The 15,501-nt window shown below is 33.8% G+C and carries 13 protein-coding genes and 1 pseudogene; 6 read left to right on the plus strand and 8 right to left on the minus strand.

Annotated features, from left to right (window positions below; translation table 11 throughout):
* Window positions 1-222: 222 nt before the first annotated feature.
* The gene (locus tag V5M37_RS15910) at window positions 223-723 is read left to right on the plus strand and encodes a sigma-70 family RNA polymerase sigma factor (protein WP_423798155.1); all 501 of its coding nucleotides are present in this window, start codon (window positions 223-225) and stop codon (window positions 721-723) included.
* A 241-nt stretch (window positions 724-964) separates the two neighbouring features.
* Here V5M37_RS15910 and V5M37_RS15915 read toward each other — a convergent pair.
* Window positions 965-1,290, minus strand: a pseudogene (locus V5M37_RS15915) (nucleoside triphosphate pyrophosphohydrolase).
* A 211-nt stretch (window positions 1,291-1,501) separates the two neighbouring features.
* On the opposite strand from V5M37_RS15915, the gene V5M37_RS15920 reads away from it, so the two are divergent.
* The 5 genes from V5M37_RS15920 to V5M37_RS15940 all read left to right on the plus strand — a co-directional run bounded on the left by V5M37_RS15920 (window position 1,502) and on the right by V5M37_RS15940 (window position 4,829).
* On the plus strand, window positions 1,502-1,720 hold the full coding sequence (locus tag V5M37_RS15920) for a DUF1659 domain-containing protein (protein WP_423798156.1): 219 nt from the start codon (window positions 1,502-1,504) through the stop codon (window positions 1,718-1,720).
* 146 nt (window positions 1,721-1,866) lie between these two features.
* Window positions 1,867-2,085 (plus strand): DUF2922 domain-containing protein, encoded by a 219-nt coding sequence (locus tag V5M37_RS15925; RefSeq protein ID WP_423798157.1) that lies wholly within the window; start codon window positions 1,867-1,869, stop codon window positions 2,083-2,085.
* Window positions 2,086-2,189: 104 nt separating this feature from the next.
* Entirely contained in the window at window positions 2,190-2,327 is a 138-nt protein-coding gene (locus V5M37_RS15930; protein WP_284035612.1) for a YvrJ family protein, read from the plus strand.
* A 348-nt stretch (window positions 2,328-2,675) separates the two neighbouring features.
* Window positions 2,676-3,524, plus strand: a complete 849-nt coding sequence (locus V5M37_RS15935; RefSeq protein ID WP_423798158.1) for a hypothetical protein — start codon at window positions 2,676-2,678, stop codon at window positions 3,522-3,524.
* A 789-nt stretch (window positions 3,525-4,313) separates the two neighbouring features.
* Complete coding sequence (locus V5M37_RS15940) at window positions 4,314-4,829, plus strand: competence protein ComK (protein WP_423798159.1); 516 nt, start codon at window positions 4,314-4,316, stop codon at window positions 4,827-4,829.
* Window positions 4,830-5,301: 472 nt separating this feature from the next.
* On the opposite strand, the gene V5M37_RS15945 is transcribed toward V5M37_RS15940, so the two are convergent.
* The 7 genes from V5M37_RS15945 to V5M37_RS15975 form a co-directional block, all read right to left on the minus strand.
* On the minus strand, window positions 5,302-5,589 hold the full coding sequence (locus V5M37_RS15945; protein WP_423798160.1) for a hypothetical protein: 288 nt from the start codon (window positions 5,587-5,589) through the stop codon (window positions 5,302-5,304).
* Between the two features lie 737 nt (window positions 5,590-6,326).
* Entirely contained in the window at window positions 6,327-6,602 is a 276-nt protein-coding gene (locus V5M37_RS15950; RefSeq protein ID WP_423798161.1) for a hypothetical protein, read from the minus strand.
* A 75-nt stretch (window positions 6,603-6,677) separates the two neighbouring features.
* A complete protein-coding gene (locus V5M37_RS15955) occupies window positions 6,678-8,492 on the minus strand; it encodes an ATP-binding protein (RefSeq protein WP_423798162.1) in 1,815 nt (604 codons plus the stop codon).
* Entirely contained in the window at window positions 8,479-10,122 is a 1,644-nt protein-coding gene (locus V5M37_RS15960; protein ID WP_423798163.1) for a DEAD/DEAH box helicase, read from the minus strand. The genes V5M37_RS15955 and V5M37_RS15960 overlap by 14 nt, the downstream gene beginning before the upstream one ends.
* A gap of 180 nt (window positions 10,123-10,302) precedes the next feature.
* Window positions 10,303-11,136, minus strand: coding sequence for a hypothetical protein (locus V5M37_RS15965; RefSeq protein ID WP_423798164.1), 834 nt, complete (start codon window positions 11,134-11,136; stop codon window positions 10,303-10,305).
* Window positions 11,137-11,148: 12 nt separating this feature from the next.
* Window positions 11,149-14,604: a hypothetical protein gene (locus V5M37_RS15970; protein ID WP_423798165.1), complete on the minus strand. Its 3,456-nt coding sequence runs from the start codon at window positions 14,602-14,604 to the stop codon at window positions 11,149-11,151.
* Window positions 14,601-15,479 (minus strand): DUF4007 family protein, encoded by an 879-nt coding sequence (locus V5M37_RS15975; RefSeq protein ID WP_423798166.1) that lies wholly within the window; start codon window positions 15,477-15,479, stop codon window positions 14,601-14,603. The genes V5M37_RS15970 and V5M37_RS15975 overlap by 4 nt, the downstream gene beginning before the upstream one ends.
* Between the last annotated feature and the right edge of the window lie 22 nt (window positions 15,480-15,501).

Here is a 15,501-nt window from a genome sequence, read left to right on the forward strand (position 1 = left end):
TACCCTTTGAGAACCTTCCCCAATTTCAATTTATATAGTTTTAGTCGAAACTTCTTAAAATCAGCTCCAAATTAGAAATAATACAGTAGATTTTGCCATTTTGAGGGGGTAATTCGGCACCAAATTAGAAATGAGTGGATTCGCTGAAATTAGGAATTCCCGCTATGGTAAAGATACCCGGGAATACAATGGCAAAGCTCGCTTTCCTGAAAGGACCTAGCGTTGGAAAGCTTTGAACAGTTAGCAGAACAATACCAGCCGATGATCCACAAGATCATTCACTCTCTTCATCTATACACAGACCTGGAGGAATTTTACCAGCTTGGCCTCATTTCCTTATGGGAGGCCAGCCAACGATTCAATCCGGATAAAGGGAATTTCACAAACTATGCTTATTCATATATTAGAGGCAAGCTGCTGATGGAACTTAATAAAATGGCAAAAATACAGGAAAAGAGTTTTTGTCCGGAGGAGGAATTCTGGGAGGTGGCACCTGACTGCCGGCAAGACCCCTCTTTAGAAAAAGATATATTATCATCCTGTTTGGAAATGTTAACCCCAAATCAACGGAAATGGCTTCAGTACACTCTCATTAATGACCTATCCGTCAGGGAAATTGCCGAACGGGAAAGTGTAACGGTATCTGCGGTAAAGCAATGGCGGGAAGGAGCGCGTAGGAGATTGATGGATAACACGGTTACTTTTAAAGAAAATTTTAATTAATAGTATAAAAATTGTTCATATGTAGTTTCTGTTAAAAAAGACTGATTTTCAATTTATAAACAGTCTTTTTTTAATCATTATAATATTAAATCTCGAGGTAATCCTAGAAGGGTCTTCCGTATTTCGATTAAATCCTTAGATTCAAGCTAAAAAACTTTATCTGTTAAATAAGCGGCTTTCATTTCTCCCACTTGTAATTTATGACTCATTATATTGTCACCTGCTGCTCTTTTGCTTTAACCTATTTATCTTCGATGTTAATTAAAAATATTCTATCTTTAAATCCGCCACGCTGTTCCAGCTTTTTTTCCGAATTTCCTCGATTTGTTCTATGGAAAATCCATGATATTCAGCAAGGGAATGAAAAATCTCTAACAAATCAGCTAACTCTTCCAATGCCTCAGTGTTTGTTGCGCTAGATACATACTCATCGAGTTCCTCATAGCATTTCTTTTGAAGTGCCTTTATATATTCATCATCATTTAATACTTTACAAGAACATTTCTTGCCTGTGCTCCCAATAATTTCTGGTATTTTATCGCGGACCAGTTTATTATAAATTGGCATTTTTACACCCCATTAATCCTCTTCTATATATCCTATTTGATTTACTTACTATAGGATTATTTTACCATAATCATTAGTTTAATAAATTTATATTTCAAAAACAGTAGGATTAGCGGTACATGAGAACCGTCTCCATGAAAAAAATTTTTTTCTAACCCTGTCCTTTTTGCCTAAAAAACCCTAAATAAGTGGTGAAAGGAGGTGAACAACAATGGCACAAGCATTATTAGAAGGTTCAAAGCTACGGTTGTCGTTTCAGGTTGATCTTGATGAGCAAGGAAACCCAATCGTAAAAACCAAAACGTTTAACAACATCAAAAAGGAGTCAACTGCTGACCAGTTATTCCAGGTTGCACTAGCCATTTCTGCATTATGCAACTACCCGCTCAACAAAACCGAGCGCAGCGACAGCACTGAATTAACTGCGTAATTTGAGTGATGCACGGGGACGGTTCTCATGATTTAAAAGCTGATTTCAGCTATAAATCAACGGAGCTTCCAATCTAACAATCAAGCAATCCGTTAAAATTGAAGCAAAAGAACTGCCCCTATCTCGAAGGAAGGAGGTGAAAGAGAATGGCAAAAACATTGGAATTAATGTTTGGCACTGAATTTGGGAAGACTGCCCGTATTGCAGTAGATAATCCGAAAGAGCCGATTGATGAGGCGGCTGTTAAACAGTCAATGGAACAGATTATTGCAGCGGATGTATTTACGTCTTCCAGCGGAAGATATGTTTCCTCAAAAGGGGCAAGAGTCATCGACCGCAATGTGGTTGAGTATGAGATTGTCTAAGCTTAAGGTAGTTTAATCAAATTCGATATAGTTTAGGAGAGAGGCCGGGGCAGTTCAGACTGAAACCGGCCTCTTTTTAAAAATTGGAAAGGAGGACAATTGTTGTGGATCAATTCATTTCATTCATCAAAGAGGTAGGATTTCCTATTGTAGTGACACTTTATCTGCTTTATCGAATAGAAACGAAGCTGGATTTAGTGGTCCAGTCGATACAACGTTTACCTGAGCGGATGAAAGTGTGAAGGGTTTATTCGACATGATAATCTTTAAAATACAAAACATGGAGAGCGAATTATACCTGTTCTCTCTCCTCCCGTGTTTCTCTTTATCCGCTTCTTCTATATAATTTCCCCCTCACTTCTACCATTTTCCAAGCAAACATAAAAACTATCAAATCGGTACGAAAATCACGAAATTGGCCTTCTCATTTCCAATTTGGAGCCGAAAATCGCATTTTCCTACCCAAATTCGCTCCAAATTGGAAATGAGTGAATTCGACTCATTCTGCCAAACCCGATATCGTAAAGGTGCCAGAATCATAGAAAAGATGAATGGCCAAATACAAACAATCATAAGGGTGGCGCATACATATGAGTTTAAAATCAGCCAGTATTGAACACTTTAACGAGTTTTCTCAATTTACTAGTCTCACTGAATTTAACCACCATATCGAACAGTGGCTGCTAGAGCATAAGGCCGACTTCTCCAAAGGGGAACTAGTTGGCTTAAAGCGTCCCGTACGATTTGCCGCAAAGATCCCTGGTGTCTGCAATGACAAAATCGGAACCATCCTGAAGGCCATTCATTCGGAATTCCACGACAATGGCATTTCCCGTTCAACCTTTAAACGGATGGTCTTAAAAGCTAAAGAATTCGGAATCATCACCGTTTACGAAACAGAAAGAAAAAACGGTTCACAAACGAGCAACCTGTATGTTTTTAATCGTTTTCCTGTAAATGAACCACCTGAACCAGAAAAAATGAACCAGCCAATAGAAACTAGTAATCTTTTAAAAACAGAAAAAGATCAAAAGAATAATAAACGTAAAGAAGAACCGTTGGAATTAGATCATAGCTATGTTAGCAATCGTGTTCCACAAGAATTTGTCCAGCTGGTAAAATACTTTTATTCTGACGCAAAGACAATTGAGGAATTCTGGCATATGACGCAAATTGCTGCCTATAAATATAACAGCGAAAACGAAACAGATCAGATACTTGAGATTGCTATTGAAGCCTTTAAACAGCTGATTCGCAAATTAAAATTCACTAAAGCTGTCAGAAATCCAATCGCCTACTTTTATGGCGTATTGCAGAATAAATTTATGCGCCGATTTTATGATGAGCTTGACACAGAATATGGTGTTGTACCGGGGTCTATGGTTAATGATTCTTGGATCCATAGTATGTTTTTGGCTTATTATGAAGACAAGCTTTAATCGTTTATTTTTTTCATAACTTTGGTACAAAAATTAGCAATACCACGTTTCTGGCGGATTGCTCATGACAGCAACCTGGATGTTGTATATAAGTGATTTGGAAATAAATAAAAAAGGTCCATCACTATTTACTGTCTTTAAACTTAGGAAAGGTTGACTGATGGAGCCCGCAGAACTTGTAAAGGAAATTAAAGAAGCCGCAGAATTTTATCCCATTTCTGAAAAGGAAGAAACTAATTTTAACGATTAAAGATGAAATCATGAACCTGAATAGCAAGTAAGATGATGCAATTTTTTTAAGATTCTCACAAACAACCAAACACGACATAAATCGACTATTTTTGACACAAAAAGTTACGAATTAGTCATTAAAATAATCCCAATTGTGTAATTTTTTGTGTTATTTTTTATTTGTGAATATTTTTTGAAAATAACAATAAATTTTCATCCAATGTTTCAGCTATCTGTAAAAAAATGTATTAAATAATTGATTTAACTGAACATACTGAGTTCCGCTCTTTATTCAACAAGTTCAAACAACTATATCTAAATGCTTTTGTAATAGTCGTATAGATATAGTGATTCCTCTAGATACTTTTTATTTTGTTTTGCAAAAGTGTTATTGCTGGGAGGTGAGGTTAATGTGAGCAACAAAAAAATAAACCAAGAGCAAATGTCCTGGACAGACGGTGCTCTTGGTCTAATAAGTTAGCGGCAAACTAACTTATTGATAGTATACCTTTTTTTAAAGATTAATCAATCAAAAAACCTTTAAGGAGCTAAAATTCTTTGGATATTGAAAAATACTATATTATCAAACCAGATTTTATTCATATGTCAGGTTATCATGATCGAAATGGCAAGTGCTGCACTCTTGTTGAAGAATTACACAGGAAATTGGTTGTAGACCGTTCTCCATTAGAAATACTAACAGATACCATCAGATGTATTGGTTTTGATTTAAACAGCGCAATTGCCAACGCCAAAGCGCTCCTAGGGAATATCCCGATGTGCCCTATCCAGGTGGATCCGATTAATAACATTTGCATCTTTGCGACCAAATCAGCCAAAAACGAGAATGCAATGTGGTTTAATCCAAATCATATCGTCAGAACCAACGGGTATTATTTAAAAACCCATGTAATACTTACGAATGGACGTATTCTAACTGTCCCTTGCAAGGTATCCGCCTTTAACAATAAATTGCAAAATGCGGACCAATTACAAAAAATTTCAAAGGCAATTGGAACCGATCCTATCGGTTTTCTGTTAGACCCTAAGAGGTTCCGGTTGCAGCATAGCTAATTAGTAGCACACGAATTGATACAGTTTTTGGTGTTATCGGTTTTGCCTTCAAAAAAATGGCAGCCGATTTTGACTTAGAAATTTAACCTTAGATGAAAAAAACAAATGCTGCAACTTTATTATATTTGCAGCATTTGTTTTGCAATTTAATCCAATATAGGTTTAATCAAGAAAGACAAATACCTTTTCCATTAGGGCATGTGAAAGGTAATTCTTATTCTTAATAATACCCCTATACTTAACGGATTGTTAGGAAAAAGCTGCTAGGCCTTTAAGTAGCTATACGATAACAAATCGCAGTCCACCTATGTTCTTTCAACATTCTATTGGAACCATAAACCTTTTTTTAAAATAGCATCATAATAATCTGAATAATTTGAGTAAAATGGATAAGTAGGATCTAACCCAACAATCTAGTGATTAGGCTCTAGGCAGTTTAAATTACTTTGTATTAAAAATTCCTTTTTATATTTTATTCCCGATTTAGAAAATTGATAAGCTTTGAAATTTCATTAAAAAATCTAATATATGTGTCGGTATGGGAAGCATCTTTGTATCTTTCTCTGTACATTGGTAACAGAATAGCTATATCACTATAAATCCTAATTAAGATTTCTTTCTCTATTTCATTAAATTGAAAATCAACAAGTAATTCCTGATATAATTCATCAATTAATCTCGGGATTTCTTTATTAGGATAATCATTCAGGCGATTCTTAAACTCATTAATAATATCATAGTTTTCTCCAGGACACATCATTCTCATTATCTCCTCAACATTAACATTTTTTAGGACATTAATACCAAAATTTATGTCCCTTTGAAATATTTAGTACCGGTTTTTGAAAATAATTTTTACAAATAATTACCTTCAATATATTAATCAGAATAGCTTACGATATGACACTTTATATAAAGAGCATTTTTTCATTAACCATTATTTTATAAGGCACTGGATTTACACGATGAAGGAATTGGTAACTTGCGACAGGAATTGGCTAAGAAGAAGGGATTGATGTGTCCGTTAGACGAGGAAATGGATGATAGGTGGATTGAAGAATTTCTGTTTCCTGGGAAGTCCTTTGGAAGGTTACAAGAAGGCAGCATCTCGATTTTCAGAACATCCCACAACAAAAGTAAGTGGATATGAGGAAGACATCGATGATAATAACCAAAATTGCAAGATTGTTATATGGATAGACAATATAGACATTGTACAATAGAAAAAGCTTGTATTTTTTTCTGGTACATTTGGTTAAATAAGTGTTTCCTTATCTAGCCGAAACTGTTCTAATATTTATTTAGCTTCACAACTTGGATAGCACTGTTACAAAAAAATAGAATGCAAAAGGACGACATAATGCCGTCCTATATAAATTGCCATTAAGATTATGTGGTGATATAATTTCTAAAAACTCTTACCTCTTCCAAGTTCTTCTATAGCCCTCATCAAAACCTATGTCAATTTCGGTAAATTCAACATTATTACTAGTGGGTTCAACTTTCTCTTAAACCCCATATGCCCTTCCCTTTGCCGGCAACAGAATAGAAAATATCCGTTTTATCACCTGGGACCCCAGTAAAAATTTTATCTGCATCACTAGAATGATGGTAAATATTTTTTCTTATAGGAGATCTAAAATCTATATAATTAGATACATCTATGTTTCCTCTTCTTTCTACAGTATCATATATATCAGATAGTGTTGCCTGACCACCTAATTCTTTTAAGACCTCTATTATTTCTTGTAACCAAGGTATTCGTTCATTCATGGTACCCCTCCAATACTTACATTTACCAGTTTTCAATCAATTACGCAACCAACTAATTATCGTAAGATAATAATATTAATTTTTTAGAAATTTCCTCGCAATTCTACCCCAATCTTTTCTTGCGTCCTGAATATCATCTTTTCGACCTCCATCTGGGATCTCATCCTCAAATCTCGCCCAGGCTGCGAGTAACAATTTTAAGCCCTTTGATGCCTGAGTTAGTCTTTCCTTTAAATCTTTATCGCCATCCTTATCATCAAGATCTAAAACTTCGATTAAATGTTCATAAGCAGGGTGGCTTCTATTAAGAATGATATTTATCGCACCCCCAGATGGCTGAACGGTAAAAAAGGCATCGCTTTCAAAAGAAGAATCCGAAAATGAATATTTTAAATTGTTTTCTACAGTATATCTTGCGATCTCTACAGCTTCTCTTTCTTCGACACCTGATGTTATTAGTCCTGTAGAAATTACATCTAACTTTTCCTCCGGAGTAAGAGATTCATCTTTATCACTACTTCCAACAAATCCTTGTTTTTTTCTTTCTTCGGTATAATTTGTAGCAGTTTTTTCAATCTCATGGTTTAAATATCGCTTTTCCTTACTGCGCATGCCTTTTGTTTGTTCTTTTATTAATTTTCTCATTGAAACTATTTGTTTATAAATATAGTCAGCAACAATAATTAATGGTGCACGTGGGTCCCCTTCCTCCTCAAGTTCATCTTGAATTTCATCTATATTTTTTCCTCTTCTTTGCATTTCCGAAATCTCTTGTACCATGCTTAGAATATCCGAGAAGTTCCTTGCTGTCTGTTTATTATTTGTAACACCCATTAATTCGTCTAGTGAGGGTGGGAATTCCACCTCAATTCCCCACCATCTTTCAGTAGGGTCACTTTGTGAAACTAAGGTTTGATCCAGTTCTAATTCTCTTCCTGCCCGCACGATAGAAATCCCCGTATTATCCTTTGCGTGCCGCCCATGAGGAGTACTACCGGAATTATCCGTAGATCTAGCGTCTAACGATGCAATGGAAGTTCGTACAGAAACATCATGTTTTTCATCTTTGTACGAAATCGTAAATTTTCTCTCGTAATTATCACCACCATGTTTTTCAAACATTGGTTTGTAACTAAATGGTTCTGGACAGGTTGTTCTCTCCATTAAATAACACGGATCATTCGGTAGAGCCATTTTATCAATTGTAATATTTAAAGGATAATCTATATCAAAAACCGTTTTTTGAATTTTTAATTCGTTAGAGTGAATAAACTTTCTATATATCCTTCCAATTAACGATTCTGAATGCTTAACTAAAGTCTCGCCCTTACTCCACATTAGACGATCTAGCTTTGACCATACGACTAATGTACCTGTCATACCGAAGTTTTCAATGGCTTGGGTATAGATATAAGGAATCAGCATTTTAGAAGGATCTGGCATTTGACTAGATTGATTCATCTTTATCTCATCGACATCTAAATAAACATGATAAGCGTTTTCTACTCCATCTTGCCAGCTCCACACGTCAACTCTTTTACACTGAGAAATTGATGATGCAGGTAGGCCCATTCCAAATCTTCCAATTCCAGTTCTTTGATCTCTTTTTAGTCTAGTTCCATTTCCAAATTGTAACGCCATACCTAATACTTCAGGTGACATTCCATTACCATCATCAAAAACAGCTATTTGTTCTAAACGGCGCGTAGTTCTTCTTGTATTTAGCTGCCTTTCTGCCTCTCCGCAAAGAAGTTGCACATGCGTGGCATTAGCCTGAATCGAGTTATCTATAAGTTCACATACTGCATAAGCTGTATTTTTATAACCATTATCTCTCATTGCTTCAATTGCTAAATGAGCTGGCACATATGAATTTTCAACAATATTCATTCCAAACATCCTCCCAATTGTAAAATGAATCTGCAACACTTTTAAAGCCAGGTAATTCTGTATCTACAACAGTAACCACCTCTGCTTCGCTATTACCACCGGCCTTTTTACCTCTGATAGCACGGCCAATCATTTGGCTATATAAAACCAAAGACAAAGTTGGGCGTGCAATCACCGCAGCACTCGTATAAGGTGAATCAAAGCCTGTTGTTAATACACCATAATTGCATATAATTTTTACAGTATCATCATTATCTTTAAATTCCTTTATTATAGTACGCCTTTGTAATAGATCTGTATTACTTGTAACTGAATATGCAAATAAACCCTTTAATTTAAGAATAGAAGCAATGGTGTCAGAACTTTCAACAGACGGAGCAAACACTATAATTCTTTTATGTTTTTCGGTAAGGTGGATTATCTCATAAATAATTTCAATATTCCTTTTTGCGTCACTGCCAAGCAAAGAAAGGATTTCTTTTGAATAATCTTTCTTTTGGTCAAATTGAAATCTATTAATTTGCTCTGTTAGCTCCCCCTCGTTACTGTATACTAAATTTTTGTAATTTACTTTGGCGATATATTCATTCTTAATTAAATAATCAACGGGGTTTTGATAGTTACTAATTTGTAACGTTACTTTTTGTTGATTATAAAAATGTGCAAGTTTCCTATCTTCCTCAACATCATTCCACGTTCTCCCCGGAGTTGCACTTAAACCTAATAATCTTGTGTTTGGATTTGAATTATAAATAATTTCAATTACGGATTGATATCTCTCAGCAATAGACTGGTGTGCTTCATCAACTACAATGAAAGAAAATTTTGATGAAATATTGGATAATAGTTTAAGACCCTCTATAGAGTTTAAATAATGAGTAAGTTTTTGAAAGCCGGCCACAATTAATCCATCATTTATATGTCGGATTGCTTCAACATCATTATTTCCCCATAACTTTCCTATATCAAGACTCCTGTTTCCTAGATAGGACCATGCCCTTTGAAACTCTAAATATGATTGACTACACAATTCTTCGGTAGAAGCTAACCAGATAATAAGAGCAGGTTCATTTTCCCTTAAAAAATCTGCAAGTAGGCTCATCGTTGTTCTTGTTTTTCCAGAACCGGTAGGCATATGTAGTAATACTCTATGTGGATACATTTTTAACTTCATTTTAAGATCATTAACAGCTTTTCTTTGGTGAGGAAACAATTGATAATCAGCTGAGACAGTTTCCCATGGCAGGTTTAATTCTTTTTCACCAAAATCACTTTTGGAGATTGGAATACCGAAGAAATTATAAAATATCATCTCATCCTCAGACCCATTAACAAGCTTCTTTTTCTTTAAGAAGATATATTCGTCTGTTTCACTGCTACTAGGAAATCCAAGAGTATCTGCAATTAGCTTGGCCTCATTAAATCTTAGTAAATTTATTAGAATTATCCTTAAGTTCTTGTTATCTAAGAAGCTTCTCTCTTCATAAATTTGAAACACTATGTTCTTAAGATTAGCAGTTTTCAGATATTTCTCGTCGAGCAATTGGGTCAATTTAATTAGTTGTTTCCCAATTATTTCTTGGATAGTTAACTCATCTGCCCTGCTTATTATATTTTTTATAGAGAACATTTCATCACCCAAAGAATTCAATATAGTTCTATAATAATATATTTTTACTAATTTTTACATAGAGTTGTGTAAATATTACCACCATCTATAATTAATTTATTTCAATCCTTGTAATATGAATTTTAAGGTAAAAAAAATGGCAATACATTTCTGTAATTGCCATTTTTCCATTATTCTATTTTATGAAAATGCACATACACAAGGTACAGTATCATCAGGCTTTTGAAGATAGTTTTCAACACCTTCTCTTTCTAGTACCTCTCTATATTGTCTTAATGTGTAGGGTTTGCCATCCTTTTTCAGAATTGAAACGTCTTTCTCGAAATGTTTTCGGAAGTTCTCTTCCATATCTTCTTGCTCAGCATATCGATCTGGCCAAATTGAATAAAGCAAAGCATAATGCTGAAATCCACCTCTTACACATCTTCCACCGCAATTGGCATGAGAAAATCCTTTAATTCCAAGTTCCGGTTTTAGCTCTTCAGCTATTGAATACATCCTTGGAAGCTTAATTCCCCATTCGTTTTCAATTATTGATTTGACATCAATGTCAGCTCTAAAGGTTTCTATCATCGGAAATCTAGTTTGAATCGGTTCAATTGGTCGATGCTCATAAAATTCCTTTAGATTATCGGCACGATGTGACTCATGAGGTCCAATGCCAAAATAGAGAATTGGTTCTAAATTATGAATATCTCTCAGTTCTTCTAAGAATACAATAGTTTGTTGAACCTTTAATTCTTCTGAACATTTTGCTAACCGAGCATTTCCAAGGAATCGGTAATCATAAAAAACTTCCTCAGGTGTTCTTCCATCTATTCGCTCAGTAATTTCAAGTCCAATATAATCTGAAATCTCATTCATAAAGCGATAATTATCGTCATCTTCCCATAAGGTGTTAGTAAAGAATAAAATGCAATTTTCTTTTCCATAAGCTTGTACCATATTATATGCAACGTAGGCACTTGCTGCACCACCACTAAACATTGCAACATGCACTGGTTTTCTAGTCATACTTCTCCCCGCCTACTCTATAAAATCATTAACTAATTTTAATACCAAGTTTTCTATTTCTTCTTTTGTTACGTTTCTACCTGCGTTCCTAATCATCCGTTCAACGTTTTTATAAATTGTTTCTGATTTAGTTGAAAGGGAAACCTTTTTTACAGCTTTTACTTTTCCGTTGTATTGTATTTGATAATAATCATCACTGTGGTTATTTTCAAACGTTGCATTATAATCAGCGTATAACTGGTTTATGAATAATCCATGTGTAGTATCAGACCAATTTTCTAACTCGATACCTATATAATTATTTGCAAAGCTATTTAACCAATCATTAGACTCAATACATTTTAGGATACTCTTTACCAAATTATTAACTTTTTTAATTTCAGGAGATTGCTTATCAGCCCAATGATATAATTCATCAATTCCCCTTGAGTTGCAAATATCAAAAACTTGTTTTTCTATGTTTGCTTTATACTTTAGAAAGTAATTCTCAAGTTGTTGTTTATGCAGTGGGAGAAACTTTCCATTGTCTTTTCCGTATTTCTCAAATAACTGTGTTAAAGTTTCCTGAGGATTAATTTCACTTCTACGTAAAGTGTCTTTCAACCAAATTAACTCTTCGTCCACTTGACTAGTAATCTGCGAAATTCTTGGTAAGCTTCTTAACCAGGTTAATAATGCATTATTTAATCTAATAACGATTGGTTTGTTTTTAACAAGTTCATTCTGATAAACACCGAAATATTCTTCCAATGTGTTAAAGAATTGTTGATATTTGGAATCGAAATTATAATACACATAATTATATTCAGAAGCTTCTTCAAACATTTTGTATAATTTCTCACCATTAATTCCTGAAACAAATAAATCATTTCTATAAAACATAATTTGATCCCAATTATCTCTAAGCAGGGTTACTAAATAGATTGGTATTAATGGTTCCCTAATTCCAAATGGTGCCTCAGACATTATTTTAACAAAATCATTTAGGCTTCCTGTAGTTTTTTGCTCAATTTGTTTTAATAAGGCAGTACGTAGTTTATTAAGATCTACCGAATCAATTTGGTCTAATCTAGCCGGATTAAGACTATTATTCTTGAATACAGTGGCATAAATTAGATAGTCTGGTCCCTGGCCTTCAATTCCTAAGCCTGGTTGATCATAGTTGTTAATAAGATTGTCCAATACTACTTGTCCAGCTTTTCGTTGAACGTTATTCAATTTTCTTCTGTTAAATGAATCATTTCTAACTTCAGGGGTGTTTGGAAAAATCTTAAACATAATAGAACTCAATAAATTTTCCAAAACTATTTCACTTTTTACTTCAATTTGCTCCCCATTGTACACCCAAATTACATCATTACCATAAGAAATATATTTTGAGATAAACTCATTAATTACGAAATATAAATCTTCTCTTTTCAACAATAGTTCTTGTTTAAGATTCTTATCTTGACTTAATAGTTCCCCGTCAGAAAGTAAGGATTCTATGATTGCAATCTCGTCCAAACATTCTTCCAAAGCAGAATACGGTAATTTAGAGATACAGAAAATTGATAATTCATCTTTTACTGTTTTAACCTGTTCAATTATCCCCGAGAGTTCACTCTTCGTTTCAGTTAATACATAATAAATTACTGCATCTGCATTAGTTTCTTCCCTACTAGCTATCCAGTCCACTTCGTCAGTGTTCATCTCTGAGCTTAGCAAAAACTTTACTTTTGCATACCGTGTCATACTCTTTTGATCATTATATTCATTGGAAAAATAGTAATGTTTAGTTAAACTACTTTCTAATAATGAAACCCGGCTTTTCCCACTATTTTCGTTATGAGAGGCCTTTTCCATGATTAATTGATCAATTTGATAGGAACTTCCCTCAAACAGTTCCCAATAACCATGAACTCGATGGAAACGAATAACTTTTAATAGAGACAATTCCTTTAATAGAGAAGTCATTTCTTCTCGTTCCATGTCTAAGGCAAAACAGAGAAAATCTGAATCTAATTTGATTTTTGATTGTAGACCTGCAATTTGCCAAAGTGTTATAAGTCTTAATAAATTTAAAGATGTTGAATTTTCCTCAATTTGAGGTGTTTTAGTTACTATTCCCTTGTATAACCTTAAAATACTCTGTTCATCTGTACCTGTATCAATATCAAAGATATTAGGAAAGAAGTAGTTAAATAAATCTGATGGCAAATAATATCGTTGTTTATTTTCTATATGATGTAAGAGACCACCAGTTTCGTTACTCTCGAGAAATGTAAAAAGCGTTCTCTCATTTTGTCCAAATATATTTGACAAGTAGGGCAGTAAGAAAAGTGCAACTGGGTGAACAGGGTATACACCCTCAAGGATAATCTTATCAATCTCTTGCTGGTTAAGTTCCGGGAATAATGGGTATTTTCTTAAATATTGTTTTGTATTTTCAATAGTACTCTGTCCTGGGCTTTTCCTATTACTAAATCCTTGAATAATATTATCTGCTAAGCGAATAAAAGTAGATTTGTCGCTTTCCACATAGTAAACTTTGAACCTTTTTTCTATTCTCTGGAATTCATTTTTTAAATCATCACTCAGAATATGAAAGTAATGTCTTAAATTCCGATGAGATATTAGAAGTAAATGTAAGTTATCGCACTTATGATCTACTAATTCAGCTAAATCTTGTAAATCCTGCATGGTTTCATTTATTTCATTTATCTCCAATGACTGTAACAGTCGACCAAATTCATCATAGGCAATAAATAATCCTAAATTTTGATCATTAAGTTGTGATAAAACATGAGTAATTTGATCGAGAAAATTCTCATTGAAATCGGTAGTAAATCTCGCTCCAGATGTTAAAAGCGGGTAAACTGAAAGGAACCACTCTACCTCATCTTTGTCTTGATTTAATATAGAGATTCTCCATAAATCTAAGTCCTTGTTATTTTCCTTCAACAACCTCTTAAATTCTTTGTACGTTTTTGGGAAATTTGTTTCCCATAATTCAATAGTTTGAATTATTTTTCCATAATGTCCTGGAAATAAAATATTTATATTATTTTCATTTAGAGTTCTTATTATTGCATTTATAATAGCTTCACGAAATCTTCCTTCGTTTCCATTAAGAACAACTGGTATATATCTTTTTTCAAGTTGTTCAGCCTTTTGTAACTCTATATAAATATCATCATGGACTTTATTAAATTTTTTAGATAAAGTATTTAGCGTCTTCTGGTCTTTTACCTTCTTCGAGATTAGGTTTCCTACAATTGTTGCTACTAATGATTTACCTGTACCATAAGGTCCGACTATTATATGTGATCTTTTATTATTTGAAGGGTCATTAAACCCTCTAAGTAAACCAACTAGTGATTCCGCGTGGGAAGGGGTTGGTAGATATCGATTTATAAATTCTTTTTTTCCTAAGTCAAACTTAATATTTACACTAGTTTTGAATGAAGTAGCTACTTTTGAACTCATATAAATACTTCAGCCTTTCGAGAATATTCTTGTTTAAGGAAATCAAGCGGTTCAATATTTGGGATCCTAATTAAATCTAAATTATTGGTTCTCACAAAAGAAATAGGGTTCTGGTTTAGCATTGAAAGCTCTGTTAAAGCATTAACAATGGATGCTCTACCCATATTGAACACATTTCCCCATAAACCTGCTTGATTAACAAGATTGTCAACCGAAACAGAATCAATACCATTAGTTTTTCGGTAATCTAATAGAACATACATTAAGGCTGATAATCCAACTTGTGATATTGTGAGATTCTGCTTATAAATAATACCTTTTCTTTCTTCTAATATGCCAATCTTACTTAAAGGGCTCTGTATTACTTCTTCTGGATCAATACTGCTTTGGCCGGATGTATATAGTTTTATTAAACAATCAATGTCCTTTTTTAATGAATTACTTGAAAATGGTTTATTTTCATTTTCTTTAACCCACCTATTGAATTCTTGAGTAATGCTTTCTTTAGATCCTATCGTTGAAGTAAATTCGTTAAAAAACCAATACCACGCAGTACTTGGTTCCTTTTGTTTACACATATGATAGTGAATAATAGCAGCACTATCTTGAAATTTAATAAATTTATCATACTGAAAAATTAATTCGCCAAATTTAGTAATTTGATGTTCTTTTTTTCGGTCTTCATTAAATATTTCTTCAACTACACCGGTTGCAATTGTCCAATATCTAAGGGATTGAACCATATTTTTTCCAAGGCCAATCTTTTCAAATGCTTCTTTATCATAAAAGAACCTTCTATCATCTCTTAAGTGTCTAATTGCCTTGTTTAGCCACCTATCTCTTAGGTAAAAACTTTGATGCTGCCCATATCCCATATATATCACCTTTCAATACTTG

This window comes from Neobacillus sp. SAB-20_R2A (assembly GCF_049568635.1).
GTDB lineage: Bacteria > Bacillota > Bacilli > Bacillales > Cytobacillaceae > Neobacillus > Neobacillus citreus.

Bases quoted from the DNA above. Each gene is read 5' to 3' on its own strand.
- V5M37_RS15920 (WP_423798156.1), top strand. From the start codon at position 1,502: ATGGCACAAGCATTATTAGAAGGTTCAAAGCTACGGTTGTCGTTTCAG.
- V5M37_RS15925 (WP_423798157.1), top strand. From the start codon at position 1,867: ATGGCAAAAACATTGGAATTAATGTTTGGCACTGAATTTGGGAAGACT.
- V5M37_RS15935 (WP_423798158.1), top strand. From the start codon at position 2,676: ATGAGTTTAAAATCAGCCAGTATTGAACACTTTAACGAGTTTTCTCAA.
- V5M37_RS15945 (WP_423798160.1), bottom strand. From the start codon at position 5,589: ATGATGTGTCCTGGAGAAAACTATGATATTATTAATGAGTTTAAGAAT.
- V5M37_RS15950 (WP_423798161.1), bottom strand. From the start codon at position 6,602: ATGAATGAACGAATACCTTGGTTACAAGAAATAATAGAGGTCTTAAAA.
- V5M37_RS15955 (WP_423798162.1), bottom strand. From the start codon at position 8,492: ATGAATATTGTTGAAAATTCATATGTGCCAGCTCATTTAGCAATTGAA.
- V5M37_RS15960 (WP_423798163.1), bottom strand. From the start codon at position 10,122: ATGTTCTCTATAAAAAATATAATAAGCAGGGCAGATGAGTTAACTATC.
- V5M37_RS15965 (WP_423798164.1), bottom strand. From the start codon at position 11,136: ATGACTAGAAAACCAGTGCATGTTGCAATGTTTAGTGGTGGTGCAGCA.
- V5M37_RS15970 (WP_423798165.1), bottom strand. From the start codon at position 14,604: ATGAGTTCAAAAGTAGCTACTTCATTCAAAACTAGTGTAAATATTAAG.
- V5M37_RS15975 (WP_423798166.1), bottom strand. From the start codon at position 15,479: ATGGGATATGGGCAGCATCAAAGTTTTTACCTAAGAGATAGGTGGCTA.